The 14,451-nt window shown below is 55.9% G+C and carries 12 protein-coding genes; 2 read left to right on the forward strand and 10 right to left on the reverse strand.

Annotation, left to right across the window (positions count from 1 at the left end; all coding sequences use genetic code 11):
- Positions 1-10: 10 nt before the first annotated feature.
- Positions 11-892 carry a DMT family transporter gene (locus tag KHU29_RS16910; protein ID WP_211454022.1) on the forward strand — a complete coding sequence of 294 codons (882 nt, stop codon included), beginning with the start codon at positions 11-13 and terminating at the stop codon, positions 890-892.
- Positions 893-899: 7 nt separating this feature from the next.
- Positions 900-1,484: a YccF domain-containing protein gene (locus KHU29_RS16915; protein ID WP_343216068.1), complete on the forward strand. Its 585-nt coding sequence runs from the start codon at positions 900-902 to the stop codon at positions 1,482-1,484.
- Positions 1,485-1,494: 10 nt separating this feature from the next.
- Here the strand turns inward: KHU29_RS16915 and pbpC are convergent, their stop codons facing one another.
- The 10 genes from pbpC to KHU29_RS16965 form a co-directional block, all read right to left on the reverse strand.
- The gene (gene pbpC / locus KHU29_RS16920) at positions 1,495-3,687 is read right to left on the reverse strand and encodes a penicillin-binding protein 1C (RefSeq protein ID WP_211454024.1); all 2,193 of its coding nucleotides are present in this window, start codon (positions 3,685-3,687) and stop codon (positions 1,495-1,497) included.
- Between the two features lie 53 nt (positions 3,688-3,740).
- A complete protein-coding gene (locus KHU29_RS16925) occupies positions 3,741-9,632 on the reverse strand; it encodes an alpha-2-macroglobulin family protein (RefSeq protein WP_211454026.1) in 5,892 nt (1,963 codons plus the stop codon).
- Positions 9,633-9,757: 125 nt separating this feature from the next.
- Positions 9,758-10,033: a hypothetical protein gene (locus KHU29_RS16930; RefSeq protein WP_211454028.1), complete on the reverse strand. Its 276-nt coding sequence runs from the start codon at positions 10,031-10,033 to the stop codon at positions 9,758-9,760.
- A 137-nt stretch (positions 10,034-10,170) separates the two neighbouring features.
- Positions 10,171-10,416, reverse strand: a complete 246-nt coding sequence (locus KHU29_RS16935) for a DUF1640 domain-containing protein (protein WP_211454030.1) — start codon at positions 10,414-10,416, stop codon at positions 10,171-10,173.
- 136 nt (positions 10,417-10,552) lie between these two features.
- Positions 10,553-11,059 (reverse strand): transposase, encoded by a 507-nt coding sequence (locus tag KHU29_RS16940; protein WP_211454032.1) that lies wholly within the window; start codon positions 11,057-11,059, stop codon positions 10,553-10,555.
- A 24-nt stretch (positions 11,060-11,083) separates the two neighbouring features.
- Positions 11,084-11,683 (reverse strand): DUF2968 domain-containing protein, encoded by a 600-nt coding sequence (locus KHU29_RS16945; RefSeq protein WP_211454033.1) that lies wholly within the window; start codon positions 11,681-11,683, stop codon positions 11,084-11,086.
- Entirely contained in the window at positions 11,680-12,342 is a 663-nt protein-coding gene (locus KHU29_RS16950; protein ID WP_211454035.1) for a hypothetical protein, read from the reverse strand. Before KHU29_RS16950 ends, KHU29_RS16945 begins: the two co-directional genes overlap by 4 nt.
- Entirely contained in the window at positions 12,339-13,469 is a 1,131-nt protein-coding gene (locus KHU29_RS16955; protein WP_211454038.1) for a hypothetical protein, read from the reverse strand. Before KHU29_RS16955 ends, KHU29_RS16950 begins: the two co-directional genes overlap by 4 nt.
- 50 nt (positions 13,470-13,519) lie before the next feature.
- Positions 13,520-13,738, reverse strand: a complete 219-nt coding sequence (locus tag KHU29_RS16960; RefSeq protein ID WP_211454039.1) for a hypothetical protein — start codon at positions 13,736-13,738, stop codon at positions 13,520-13,522.
- 220 nt (positions 13,739-13,958) lie between these two features.
- On the reverse strand, positions 13,959-14,276 hold the full coding sequence (locus tag KHU29_RS16965) for a fimbrial biogenesis chaperone (protein ID WP_211454040.1): 318 nt from the start codon (positions 14,274-14,276) through the stop codon (positions 13,959-13,961).
- Positions 14,277-14,451 lie beyond the last annotated feature (175 nt).

Here is a 14,451-nt window from a genome sequence, read left to right on the forward strand (position 1 = left end):
GGACATTCCCATGAACTTTATCGAACTGCTCCTGCTTGCCGCAATCTGGGGTGCATCCTTTCTATTTCTGCGGATTGCGGCGCCTGAATTCGGTCCCTTCGCGCTAATCGCCCTACGCGTCGGCATCGCCGCGCTGATGTTGGCGCCGGTGCTGCGTTCCGCCGCTGCACGTGGTCAATTTCGCAGCAAGGCGTGGCCTTTGTTTGTGGTCGGCATCTGCAATTCCGCGATTCCGTTCGGCCTGTTTGCTTATTCGACGCTGTACGTTAATGCCGGCCTCGACTCAATCCTGAATGCAACGACGCCGATCTGGACTGCGTTAATCGCCGCGACGTGGTTCCAGTCGGTTCTAGGCCGCCAGCAAATATGCGGCCTGTTGTCAGGTCTTGCCGGTGTCGTGGTGCTGGTGTGGGATACCCTGAATGCAGGCGTCACAGGCGTACCGCTAGCGATCGCGGCCGCGCTCCTGGCTGCCGGATTTTATGGATTTGCGGTAAATTATTCGAAGCGCCATCTGGCAGGCGTCAAGCCGTTGGTGGTCGCCTTCGGCAGCCAGTTCTTCGCTTCTATCGTGCTGCTGCCGCTCGCGTTGCTGTTCTGGCCACAGCACGCTATCGCATCGTCTATCTGGGCCTGCGTTACGGCACTTGGGATTATCTGCACCGGCTTTGCTTATATCCTGTATTTCCGATTGATCGAACGAGCTGGCGCTGCTTATGCCGCATCCGTGACTTTCCTGATTCCGATTTTCGGGCTGGTCTGGGGTGCTGTTTTCCTGAATGAAAAAATCACTCCGGCGATGTTGACCGGGTGCGCCATCACCCTGCTCGGGACCGCGCTCGCCAGCGGAAAATTCGGCGGCCTGTGGATGGGAAAACGAAAATCGGCGTGAAATCGACGTGATTAAAATCCACAGATTTTCTTGTGATCAGTTACGTGCGATGTTACATTTTCCTCTTTGCAATTCCAGCAACATAGGGCCACAAGCCCTTTATCATGCTTTCATCGAGGGAGAAAAAGATATGCGCGCCATCGGTAATTTTCTGTGGTTTATTCTGGGCGGGGTGTTCATGGGCCTGGGTTGGTGGCTGGTTGGCGTGTTGGCCTTCATCACGATAGTCGGCATCCCGTGGGGCAAGGCTTGTTTTGTGATCGGACAATTTACCTTCTTCCCCTTCGGTAAAGAAGCTGTGAGCCGAAAGGAACTGACAAAGAAAGACGATATCGGCACCGGCGGCCTGGGCCTTGCCGGCAATATTATCTGGTTCGTGTTCGCCGGAGTCTGGCTGGCGATCGGCCATGTACTCTCGGCAATCGCATGCTTCATCACCATCATCGGTATTCCGTTTGGGATCCAGCATTTGAAGCTGGCAGGTATTGCACTGGCGCCGATCGGGAAAACCATTGTGACGAAAGAAGTTGCGGCTGCGGCTCGCAAACAAGGTGCAGAAGAACATGTCACCAAGATGCGTAGCAACGCCTGATAAGCTGAATCTATTTCTTTCCGGTGCGGCCGGATTTCTGCGACGCCACGTTCTCTACCGCGCCACGCACCTCGAAACGGACCTGGTCGACGACGGCCATTTTATGGTCTAGCAATTCCAGCACGTGGCGGCCAGGCCATGGCATCCAGTCCAAGGCCAGTTGCGGATCGGCAGCAACAGTCTGGTGATTGGTTCTCTTGCCATTTTTCACTGCAGGCGGCGCCAGCAACTTGCCATCCAGCCGCCACCAGCCACTGGATAAACCATCTGCCGCAAAACGTATGCGCTGCCGCTGCGGCGGAATATCCGGATCGAGTGCGACCAGCATGCCAGGCGTCGGATAGCGTATGGCGATGGCGATATCGTCGGATTTGGCGGTCGTGATCAGGCTCTGCTCGGTTCCGGCCAGAAAATATTCCTGGCGCGGCGCTTCGATCTTGTCGGCGTAGCGGATTTCCTGTTGCACCACACCGGCCGGCAGTTGCGGAATCTGTTGCCGCAGCTGGTCACGGCTGTGCAGGTATTGCATCACTTCTTGCCAGATCGGTGCGGCGCCGGTTACGCCGGACACATCCCACATCGGCAAGCCGGATGCATTGCCGACCCAAACTCCAGCCGTATACCGATCCGAATAACCGACCGCCCAGTTGTCGCGCATGTCTTTCGAGGTGCCGGTTTTTACCGCCGTCCAGATCCGTGTCGATAGCGCATTTTCAAGGCCGAAAGTACGGCTGCGGGCGCTACGGTCAGACAGGATATCGCCGATGATGAAAGCGGCACCCGGCGCCATCACCTTGTGCATTTTTGCGGCTGGATCGGCCAACGTGGTGCGCACACCGCTGTAGCGCCCCTGATTGGCTAGCGCGCGATAGGCATTGCTCAGCGCCAGCAAGCTGACATCGGCGCTGCCCAGCGCCAGGCTGTAGCCGTAATAATCGCCGGATTCGCGTAACTGGAAACCTAGCCCTTGCAGACGTTCGAAGAAAGTCGTCGGAGTGACTGTTACCAAAGTTCGCACCGCCGGAATGTTCAGGGATGAAGCCAGGGCCGTGCGCAAACTGACCAGGCCTTTGAACTGCTTGTCGTAATTCTGCGGAATATATAAGCCGCTAGCGGTTGGCAGGTTAATCGCCGCATCGTTCAGAATCGAAGCGGCGGTCATCCATTTTTTTTCGATGGCCAGCTCGTACAAGAACGGCTTCAAGGTCGAACCCGCTTGACGTAAAGCCACTACACCGTCGACATCCGCAGCGTTGGAAAACGCGCCGCTGGAACCGACCCAGGCCAGCACGTCTCCGCTGGCGTTGTCGAGCACGACGATGGCGCCGTCTTCGATGTTGCGCTCAACCAGCGATGCCAATTGCCGCCGCAGGGCATCGTTGGCAAAGCGTTGTACGCCGGCATCCAGCGTTGAACGTACAGCTTGTCCTGGCGTACGCAACAATTTGCGCGCCAAATGCGGCGCCAGTTGCGGTGCGCTCGTGGTTACGATGACTTCTGAATTCGAACCGGTGCGCACCAAAGCCAGCAAAGTGAAATCTTCCAGGCCCGTGCATTCCTGCGCCGCATGCTGCTCTTGCAAGATACGGCAGGCGCGTTCGGCGACACGTGCCGGCTTTGCATTCGGGCCGCGGATCAACGCCACCGCGATCGCCGCTTCGCGCTGGCTCAAACCGCTCGGATGCTTGCCGAACAAGACCCGCGACAAGGCATGTATGCCGACCAGTTCACCACGAAAACTGACCAGGTTCAGATAAGCTTCCAGGATCTGGTCCTTACGCCAGTTGCGCTCCAGTTGCTGCGCCACCATCACCTGGGACATCTTCTGCTTGATCGAGCGCGGCGCGCTGCGGCGTCTCAGAGCGTCGTCCAGCAAACCCGCCAGCTGCATGGTGATGGTCGATGCGCCACGGGTTCTGGTGTTCCATAAATTGCCCCATGCGGCGGCGGCCACCGCGTTCCAGTCGACTCCGCTATGCGCGTAAAAGCGCCGGTCCTCCGATGCTACCAGCGCGTTGCGCAAAGCTGGCGACACATCCTCCAACGCTATCCATGACAGGCGGCGTTCATTCTGATTCAGCCGAATCTGCTGCAGCAACTGGCCCTTGCGATCGTACAAGCTGGCTTCAGATGAGCGGAACTCGTGCTGCACATCGGCGAAACTTTGCAAGGCGTGCACCGGGCCGACGCTCAAGGCCAGCATCAATACAGCGCCTGGGGACCAGCGCTTGATTCCAACCAAAATGCAAGTCGGCCTCACTTCACCATCCATTTCCGGTTAGGACTTTCACCAAACATTTCCGGCGCGTACATCGCTTCCACCCTGGTCGGCGGCAAACTGAATTCACCCGGATTATTGATGCGGAAGGTGTACGTCATGGTGAATTTCCCTTTCGGTACGTATTCGTAATAACTGCGGAACGCTTCAAAGCTGCGTTCTTCATACGCCACCCAGGCATTGCCGGCAGGCCGTTCGCTGCTGGTGGCGATGGCTGAATCACGACCCAGCCCGGAACCCAGCAAGGTGGCGCCGGCCGGGATCGGATCGGTAACCACGACCCATGTCATGTCGGACTGCGCGTCGACTTCCAGATCGACCCGCACGATATCGCCACGGGTGTATTTGCCCTTTTCCTTTTGTTCGACCGGAACGATGTTCTTGTTGATCCGATAACCGCTGGAGAACGGTTTCTTCAATACTACCGCTGCCAGGCTTTGCACTGTCACCCATGGCGCACCGCTGCCCGTATGGCTCAGTTTCAGTTCTGCCGGCGCAGCGGATGACGGCCACGGCAATTGCAGCTTGCCGACCTCCGCCGCGGCGGCAGGCCAGTTGTAGCTTTGGCTGCCGCTTACGGTAGCGCCCTGCTCCAGGCTGGCTTTGGTGACACCGCCTACCTTTTCAGATTCAAATTTGCGGGCGAATTTTTGCAGCGCCAGCGAACCCCACAGATTCGCCGTGGTGGTGGACCAGTGACCACGCTGCTGCCGCTGAATAGCGCCATTGATCAGCTTCGGCATGTCTTCTTTCCAGGCTGGATTTTCCAACATGGTGAGCACCAGCCGGTTGGCGTTGACATCGGCGCTGGCCATCAGCCACCACCAGTAATCGCTGCTTTCGGTCGAGAAGCCCATGCGTGTACTTTGGTAATTCAAGCGCGCCCGGATGATCTGGTCGGCTTCGGCCTGGCGTTTGGCGCGGTCTGGAATACTGGATACGCGTTGCAGGATATTGATCCAGTCCAGCACTGCCGAAGTCGGCCACAGGTTGGGTGACAACTGAATCGAATCCAGCATCGCCGGCCGCACCCGGTCGTAACGCGACAACGCTTCCAGCGCCGCCAGCTTGCGCACATCCAGGTCTTTCTGCGGCGACCAGAAATCGCGCGTGATCTTGCCTTCCACAAACGCCGCCAGGCCATCCAGCATCTTGTCGCGGCTTTGTTGCGGAATCGCAAAACCGGATTCCTGCGTCACCGCCAGCAAATAGGCAGTCAAGGTATCGCTGCCGCGGCGCGCATTACCCTCGTTCGGCGGATAGTAGTATGCCAGACCATCGCTATCCAGATAAGTCGGCAAATCGTTCAATACCTTTTGCCACATCGCCTCGTCGCGCAAACCGATCGCCTTCGATGTCTTCTGCTCCAGGCAGGAGAAGGGATAGCTGACGAAGTAGCGACGCAAGCCGTCGCTGCCTGATGCCAATGACGGCGCCAGCGAAATCGCCAAACCACCGCGGCCGGGAAGGCCATCGGCAGGCGGCGCTACCGCCATGCTGAACGGCTTGTCGAGCTGGAACAAGGTAGCTTGCTGCACCGTCACCGGTACCGTAGGCACTACCCTTTGAGTGAATTTGATGCTGTCCTTGACCTTGGGGCCGCTTTGTTCCTGAGCGTTGATTTCCCACACCAGCTGGCCGACGTCCGGCGGCACCGTCACCGCCCAGATCAATTCACGCGTCTCACCAGCAGGAATGTTCTCGTCCTTGGCAAGTAATGGCGTTGCAGCCGGCAAACCGCCAGCCTGTGCCGTGGCATGGACTTGCATCGCACGGGCGGTGGTATTACGCACTGTTACCAGCGCACTGAAATTGTCGCCTTCACGCACCAGCGGCGGCAAGCCGGAAATCAGTTGCAAATCCTGGGTCGAACGGATGCTGACGGCGCCGGTACCGAACAGGCTATCGCCGCTTTGCGCTACAGCGACTATCTTGAAACTGGTCAAGGCATCGTTCAAGGGCACGTCAACCTGCGCCCGGCCGTTAGCATCCAGCACGATGACCGGCTTCCACAGCAACAGCGTATCGAACAATTCACGGGTCGGCGATTTACCACCGCCGCCGCCAGCCGGGATAGCTTTGCGGCCGTAATGGCGCTTGCCGACTACCTGCATTTGCGCGGTCGACGTTTCGACACCGTAGCTGCGCCGTTGCAGCATCGCTTCGAGCAAATTCCAACTCTTGTTAGGCTCCAGCTCAAGCAAGGCTTCATCGACCGCAGCCAGGGCGATTTCAGCACCCGCCGCCGGTTTGCCGTTGGGTAGATTGACCTGGATATTCACCTTGGCAGTGGTGCGGATCGCATAACTCGGCTGATCCGCCTTGACCGTCACCGCCAACTGGTTGGCCGCCGTGCCTACCGTGATTTCAGCGATGCCGTATTTATAGGCCGGCTTGGCCAGATCGACGGTAGCGCTTGGCGCCTGATATTCCTTGAATTCACTCCACCAGTTCAATGGCTCTTTCCAACCCCAGATAAAGAAGGAGTACCACGGCACATCGCGCATGCGGCCGCGCACCGCCAGCACCGAGACGTAAACGTTGGGTCCGTAGCTGGCTTTGACCGGCAGGCTGAAGGTCGGATCCTGTCCATTCAGTTGCACCACCTGGGTTTCGATCACGCCTTCCCGCTCCACTGCGATCAGCGCGGTAGCATAGCGGAACGGCATGCGCACCTGGAATTTCGCGCTTTCGCCGGGTTGGTAAGTCTTTTTTTCAGGCAGGATATCGATACGGTCCTGGTTGCCGGCATCGAACCATAGTTCGCCTTGTTTGGTCACCCATACCGAGCTGCTAGCGAGCGCAGGATAGCCGTTGCCATCCTGCCCCTTGGCGGTCAATTCAATATTACCCGGCTCCAGCAATTCGACGGTACAGATCATCAAACCACGGACATCGGTTTTGCCGGAACACAGCGGTCCAAAGTCGCTGCCGGTGGTGATGTTTTCGTAAGCGTAGAAGCCGCCCACCATGCGCTTGCGATGTGAGTTGGTTTGCTTGCTCGAACCGCTGATCTCAATCGGCACGCCGGCTTGCGGCTGGCCTGCCCGATTGAGTGCAACCGCGGTCAAGGTCAATTTCTTTTTGACTGAAACCCACTCCCCCGCCTTCAGGCCGACCACCACCGCCGAAGGCCATATCGGCGTGACGCTCGATACGGTCTGGATTTCGCCGTTCGGATCGGCGTAGGTCATTTCAGTCAGCAATTCCTTCGGCGCCGTGATGGCAGGCAAATCCTTCACCAGCGTTTTACCGGCGCCGTTTTTATCCAGCGTCACCGGCAATTTGTCGGCCACGATCTTCTGGTTGTCGGCGCTGTTGTCATCGTCATTGCGCTTCACAAAAGAATAACCGTCATAGCCGGTAAAACTGACGTCTTTACCGCGCAACAGGCTGGTGATGTGCACCGCCTGGCCGGAGGCGCCGCCGCCGTTCAGATAATTCAGTTGCACGTCTAGCGGCACTTCCTTGGGAGCGATCAATGTTTTCGGCGGTGTAATCCGTCCTTGCAACAGCGGCAAACGGAATTCTTCGACACGGAAGCTGCCGGTGCTGTAGCTGCGCCGGCCCTGGTCGTAGCCACCATTGTCGTTGTCTGCGTTGTCGCTGTCCGCGTCTCCAGTACCCGAGTTATTGCCACCACTGACGCCGCTCTTGACCTTGCCGCCGTCCAGCACCACCGCATAGGTGCCGAGTTTGGCTTCTTTCGGAATCTGGAACACGGTTTCGGCGTTTTTCCGGCCGCGCCAGGTCAGCGCAAATTGATATTCCTGGCCGCTGCCCTGATGCGTGATGCGAGCCCGCGTCGGCAGTTTGTCGTTTGGCAGCAAACCGAAACCCTGCATGGTTTCGGTGCGGATCACATGTTTCATCGACACCGTTTCGCCCGCGCGGAACAGGGTGCGATCGAATATCGTGTGGGCGCGCACCGTGGCCGATTTGTCGTAATCCATCGGCAAATTGAAACGCCAGGATTCGATGCCGTCATTCCATGAGGTCAGCGCAAAGGCCATGTCGGCGCGGCCTTTTTCATCGCTCTTGCGAGCGCTGACGAAGAAGCCGTCGATGTGTCCCGGCTCGGTGTTGGCGCCATTGCGGCAGCCATCGACCGGAAACTCAGGGACCAGGGCGATCCCTTGCTTATCAGTCTTGCCGCGCCACAGCTCGGTGCCGCGGCAATCGGAAATCCGCACGTCCGCATCGCTCACCGGCTTGGCGTTATCCAAGGTGGTGACCCACACTGCGCCGTTTTGCCGGCCGACCTTGACGTGCACCGATAGATTGGTCACCAGCGCGCTGGTCCGTACATACATAGGCGCGGCTTTGCCCAGCAAGGCAGCGCCCAGTTTTTGCGATTCCAGTTCGACCACATAGAAGCCGGGATCCTTGAGAGGAATGCCGATCACTTCAAACGGGCGCACGCCGTCTTTGCTATCTGGCGACGGCGGCAAGGCCAGGGTTTTGGCGCCAGGCTGTTTCGCCAACAAGCCGATGCTGCGGGTTTCAACCTGCTTCTTGTCGATAGTGATGCTGGTTTCGTGATAGCGCCTCAGCTTGGTCAGCCAGGCAATGATGTTCTGGTCGTCGCCGACTTTCAGATTACTGACTGTGCCGGGATTGATTTTTCCGTCGGCGCTGCGCGCCAACATGCTGGTTTCAACGCTGCGCAGGGTAACTGGCAGCGTGGCGTCGGCATTCAGTTCAATGATGCCGAACGGAGCCGACGGAAATTTTGCCAGCGGCGGATAATCCGCCATCCGTACTTTCAATGGAAACGTAGCGGCATTCGATAACGGCCGGCCGCTCTCGTCCTGGAAACCTTTCGGCAGATCGACGCTGAGCTCCGTTTTCTCTGCAAACGGCGGTTTGAACGTCAATTGCGAGACGGTGTCATCGGTATCGTTTTTTTCAAAAAACGGTTTCAGCGTGCCATTGGCGGCGTGCAGCGTTATGCCCTCGGCCAGCTTGCGCGGGACCGGTGCGGTGAACAGGATACGTAGCGGAAGGATTGGTGCGCACGCAGCGTTGGCGTTCTCGCGCTCACAGCTGACGCTGGCCGTAAAAACCGGCCGCACCTTGAACTTGAACACCTGCGGCTGACTGCTGGCGATACCGGACGGCGTGCTCACACCTTTGTCCCATACCAGGCGAACCGCAGCATCGTTAGGCAAGCGCTGCTGGCATTGCAAGGTACTGACTCGTTCGGGATTGATCTTGTCGGCGAAATGGTCGAGCAACTGCTTGCGTTCTGCAGCAGCGATGAATTTGACTGGAATCCGTTCATGCACGCCTTCAGCTTCGCAATACACGTGCTTCAATATGCTGTCGCTGGCGGCGGCGCCGTTTTGTATCAGGATGAAAACCTGCTCTTCATCGATCTTTTCGCCGTACGGCATGGCATTGACTACAGCAGGGCCGCCGGTATTGAACTGGAATGTGTTCTTGCCGCTGAGTGCCGCGCCGGACAATAATTTGAATCCCGGTTTCAGGGCAAAACTACAACGTGTTCCCGGCGGTACATCGCGCACGAAGTCATAGATCCAGTTCCGCTCATCGGCCCAGCGCCCGCTACCGGCTTCGGAACAACTGATGTCGAACGGCATAGGCGCCTTCGGATCGCCGAACTTGACGGCCGCTTCAGAGAAGTTCACCCGCACCTGGCGCACCTGGGCGATCTCGCCCTGCGGCGCAAAACTGCTGATGTTGGCCGCATGGGCTGCGGGCCCAATCTGAGCACCCAGCATTCCCAACAGCAGCGCCAGTGTATTCCGCGCGCCGGCAATGCCCAGGAACTTGCGGCCGAAAAAAAACAGCCCCGGAAATCTAACGGCGCTGCGATTGGCTTTTTTCCGTTCTGCGGCTGCTTGCATGGCTATCCCCGGGTTAGGAAAATATGAAATATGACCCTGCGAGGATACAGCATCTTTGTGTCTTTATGGCAATTTTACAATTTAGATAATGTTGGTGATCCGTAACGGCTCGCGGTGACCATCAATTACTTATATCCGTCCGCTTCACTGATATAGGCTTTTTGTGTTTTCTTGTCGAACAGACAGAGTTCGCGACCCTTGCGATTCTTCATGTGCGATTGCGGGTAACTGCCTTGCAGTAACAGTGCGGTATAACCGATCTCATCCGGAAATTCCACCGGCGCGCTGACAACCGGTTTTGCTGCTTTCAGGTGACTGGCGTTGATGCAGCTAGCGGTGACCATTGCGCGGTGCTCTTGCCATGCATCGGGGCTGGATGCAAAGGTGTGAGAGGTAAACAACGCTAATCCGCAGAAAAAAACGGAAAAAATCAGGTGTGATTTGGAGGGTATTTTCATGAAGGTCGTTTTGGCTGGCCATTCCAAAAATTATCAATACAGGACTTGCTATTTATGGATTTCGGATGCATCTTGAGCGTTCAGTTAATCCATTTTGACAGGGCGCTGAAAGCGCCTAATGCAACTACGACGATCGCGCCTAGCTTGACAGTCAGATTTAAACTCAGGCTTAGCTCTAGCTCGCGCAAATCTGCCTTGGTTGCTACCGCCGCCGAATCGTGCGCATCTCTGATTCCATTCGAGATCGCCTCTGCCTGTGGCACAGGCATACCAGCAGCCTCAAGAGCTTTAACAAATTTATGCGTATCGAATGTCACGGCTGACATAGGCGAACCTCATCAAATTCCCTGCTGCCAGTCTATCACTGAACGTAACATTCACCGTCCATCAGGCAACGCAGTTCAGCTAAACCTTAAACCTTTTCCAAACGTCGAAGTGCCGCAGGTTTGAAAATGAACCGCCCTACTGCGATGTAACCAAACCAACCCAATGCGACGTCGATTCATCTATTGCCTTCGATGTCCGCTTGGCGGGCGCCTTGCCTATTGCTTCATTCATTGTCGCATTCATCATCGATGTATAGACGATTTTTCTTTCGCCTCTTGCCTTGCGTTGTTTGAGGCGAGCGGTATACGCATCACCGTAGTCGACAATCTGGTCCAGCAATAACCGCGACTCATCATCCATATGCGCATGGTTTGCCAGATCCCGCCAAAAATCGCATTCATTCCAGCGACGAAAGCGCATGTATGCCGTACTCGATTTACCAAAGTGAAATGGCAGCGCGCGCCAGGCAGCCTTGCGCAGGACAATCCATAACACTGCCTCGATAAACAGACGATTATTCCTGGCCGAAGCGCCAGGATCGTCCGGCTTGCCAATCAGCAGCGGCTCCAGTTTCTGCCACTGATCGTCCTTGATTTTCATTTCGTGACTCTGCATATTGTTTGTATCGTTCGTATTGTTCATGGTGACAACCTAAAAAATCCTGCATCAATCGACCGCGTTATCCATCTTGATCTGCTGCTCTTCCAGGAAACGAATGCGATTTTTCAAACTTTGCATTTTTCGATTGGCGGCTCGTTCCGCACCAGTCAGCAATTGCACTTGCTCGCGCACTTGATTTTGTTGAGAAACGACCGTGCTCTCTTGCTGCTTCTGGATGGCCAGATCATTTTCCAAAACAAGCAAACGCGCCTCCCCAACTGCAATCTGCCGTGCGATATATTGTTCGTCTGCTTCGAGCTTGATGCGGCGGGTCTCTACCTCGGCCAGTTTCTCGCTCTGACTGGCGAAGTTTTTATAGGTCCGCTCGGCTTGTGTATCCGAGCTGGTTTTTATGACGCGCCAAAATTTCTTCTCATGAAACAGCGCAACGTAATATTGACGCTCATCCTTATTGAACAGCAAAGAAGCGCCATAACTTCCGTTATAGGCGGTACGCAACTCATCGATGCTCTGGTTTTGCATCATCTGCTGCAATTCCATGAAAGTACTATTAGTATTATTCGTGCCGGTATCGGCAACTGCCGTACCTGCAACGAGCAACCCTATTCCGACACCAACAACAAGGTTTCGCACGCTTACTGTCATTTAGAAACTCCATCTTCGCTATTCATTTGTACTTCCATCAGACGGCCATGACGGCTGAATATCACTTCAGGTATGACAATTTGTTGTTGCGGCGCCCTGCGCTCCGCCAGCATATCGGGCAGAGCCACAAATCCGGTAGCAACCTCAATATCGGTATCCAGGATTTTCCTTCCAGGCGAAACCGCAAGAGCGGCACTGGCAAAGTTCGTCGATTTGCCGGCGGCCGGCGCATTAACGCGCGGTGAACGACGTGTCGCCGATTGAGGCTGCGATTGCCTTGGGAGCGGCTTGATTTCTGCCATCACCTCATCTGGCGCCGGCAAATCATTGCTGACGATTGGATCATCGGCCTTATCTTCAGCCACAAGCCGATCTTGATTGCTTTCCTCTGCAGTGATTACCTCAGTTGCAGTCGCAACCACAACCGCATGATTGGTATTTTCTACAAGCGGCCTGTCGATGCGCCATTCATGGGCGACAGTACCAGCTTCCTTTTGCAACCAGGGTTGATATGCCTGAAATACAAACACCCCTGCCAGCAAAACTGTCATCAGCACTAAAGGAGTCCGTAAACCGAACCTCCTTTGCGGCTGCACAAAATCCAGCATCGGGCGAGCGTTTGCGGATTCCTTGTTAATGCGTCGGCGAGAATCACTCATTGCGCCCCCTTTTGCCACCACGACAGCGGCGCACCCAGCCAACAATAAATAACTGCATAGGAAGAACAACTCTTTGGACGGCGCCATACCTGGCCATGCCATTCTCCATATCGCCCCGATCGCTCTAACCAGTCGGCTACGGGCAAACGGGTCCACCTGTAGCGCCTGCCGCCGCTTTTAACAACGGCATTGACTGGCGATGCAACTGTAGCTCCCACCGACAGCCCCGGAATGGCAGCATCATGCGTTCTGCCCGGCGCACTGACGGCAGGCGCGCGCGTGGGCGTGTCGCTGATTTCGGCGATTTCGACAAAGCCATTCGCGCGGCTTAAGCTATCAGGCTCATCCAGCCACGAATGTGCCGCACCCAGCCAGCGTATTGCGGACTTACTCTCTTGCGCGTGGAGTGAGTTGCCATTGATGGGCATCAGCGCCAGCAAGGGCACAACATTCCCCGTTGGGATCGTTGCCTTTGCTATCACCGCCTCCTGTGCTGCCGGCATCCTGTGCACCACCTGCCATACGCCCTGTTTTCTGAACAGGCATTCGAACGCATCTTGCTGCGGCAAGCTCAACACGCAATCGTCTTCCAGCTGGTCCCAGTGACGCTGTACCGCAGCCGTCAACAAAGACATGCAAGAGACCATGCGCAATTTGCGGGTGCGCGTCAAGGTTTGCAAACCGTCGATCAGTGCGGCGTTCGCCGCTGCGGCCAATCTGGGTTGACCAACAGATGCCGGATCGATCACTGTCTTCCGGGAAGAACTGTCGCCACCGTATTGTTTTTCAAATGTGGCGCCGGCATATTCCTGCCAGTCTGCAGCGTTGCTCAGATCGGAGCGCCACGGTAAAACCGTATGCTGCACATAAGGATAGCCAAGCAACACTGTCAGCTTGTCGGCCATTTGCATGCGTCCGCGCGGCACACGTTTGAATAAATCGGCAATGGCAGATACAGGATCGAAGCCTTCTGACGAGATTGCCGGCGACTGTTCTTTCCAGATCTCACGATCACCCGCAAATGCCGATCTGCAAGACCAGGTAACCCCGGTTCCTTGCACCAGCACAAGGTGATGCATCACTAGCGGCCGTAGTGATTTCATTGATTTGGTAGGGGGCAATGACATAATGCATCTCCTCAGGCTGGCTCAGATCGGCGGCGCTCAATATGCGTATTTCATCTGACGATATCTGTCGTCTCGCGCACCATGGCAAACAGGCCGCAAAACTGCGCCATCGAAGGTAGTGCCAGAAGCACGCCTTTGGCGGAAGCATCGGATTGACTCAAACGTTTCAGGAATTCTTTAATCTCACCTGCGCCGTTGATTTCTGCGCGTGCAACCGGTAAAAGCGTAGTTGCATCCTCAGCCGAGATTAATGCATCGGGGAGCGACAATACCGGCTGGATAAAGCGGCCTTGATGATGAGCGCTGAAGATGCGTTACTTCAGGACGTATTTTAAAAAAAATACACCCACAGGTATGTAGGAAATTTCCTTAATGCCATGGCGTTTATTCCGAAATAAGGCGGAAGGATGTAATTGGCGATCCGAAATAATTTCTATTGAGGACTCAGTGCACAGATCGAAGCCAGGTGTGTTTGGCCAGGCCACCGATTTACAATGCCACCGCGTGCGATACAGCACCGCCATAATCGTCGATAGTCTTGAACCGCACTTCAGCCTTGACACCCGGCGTGACTGGCAATCCATTCAGGACAAACCGTTCAGTTTTTCCTGGCGCGACCATCGGTCTATTTTCACTTTCGATCTCTTTGCCATCCAATACAAGTGCTACTCTGGAGAACGAAACATGGAAAGCGCTGGGATTGCGTACTTCAAGTGCGGTTTCAATGCCGTCCTTCACCAGTTTCCACTGCAGGCCTGACGCACTATCTTCAACACTTCCCTTCAGATTTTCAGGGCGGAAAAACAATTTAATCCGGGTTCGGATAGCAAACTGCAGAATGTCCTTCTGCTCCGCCCCCCTGTGTCAGGATAGATGTCGCGTCATCTGATTTTTCTTAAAAAGCTCAGGGGGCGGAGCGAAGACATGCAGTGAAACGCTATTCATTAGAACGCAAGGAAGCCATTCTCAGACGAATGATGCC

Source organism: Collimonas antrihumi (assembly GCF_018304965.1).
GTDB classification, from domain to species: Bacteria; Pseudomonadota; Gammaproteobacteria; order Burkholderiales; family Burkholderiaceae_D; genus Collimonas; species Collimonas antrihumi.

Excerpts from the sequence above, each read along its gene's own strand:
- pbpC (WP_211454024.1), bottom strand. The coding sequence starts at position 3,687 with ATGCTGGCCTTGAGCGTCGGCCCGGTGCACGCCTTGCAAAGTTTCGCC.
- KHU29_RS16945 (WP_211454033.1), bottom strand. The coding sequence starts at position 11,683 with ATGACAGTAAGCGTGCGAAACCTTGTTGTTGGTGTCGGAATAGGGTTG.
- KHU29_RS16925 (WP_211454026.1), bottom strand. The coding sequence starts at position 9,632 with ATGCAAGCAGCCGCAGAACGGAAAAAAGCCAATCGCAGCGCCGTTAGA.
- KHU29_RS16940 (WP_211454032.1), bottom strand. The coding sequence starts at position 11,059 with ATGAACAATACGAACGATACAAACAATATGCAGAGTCACGAAATGAAA.
- KHU29_RS16950 (WP_211454035.1), bottom strand. The coding sequence starts at position 12,342 with ATGAGTGATTCTCGCCGACGCATTAACAAGGAATCCGCAAACGCTCGC.
- KHU29_RS16955 (WP_211454038.1), bottom strand. The coding sequence starts at position 13,469 with ATGTCATTGCCCCCTACCAAATCAATGAAATCACTACGGCCGCTAGTG.
- KHU29_RS16910 (WP_211454022.1), top strand. The coding sequence starts at position 11 with ATGAACTTTATCGAACTGCTCCTGCTTGCCGCAATCTGGGGTGCATCC.
- KHU29_RS16935 (WP_211454030.1), bottom strand. The coding sequence starts at position 10,416 with ATGTCAGCCGTGACATTCGATACGCATAAATTTGTTAAAGCTCTTGAG.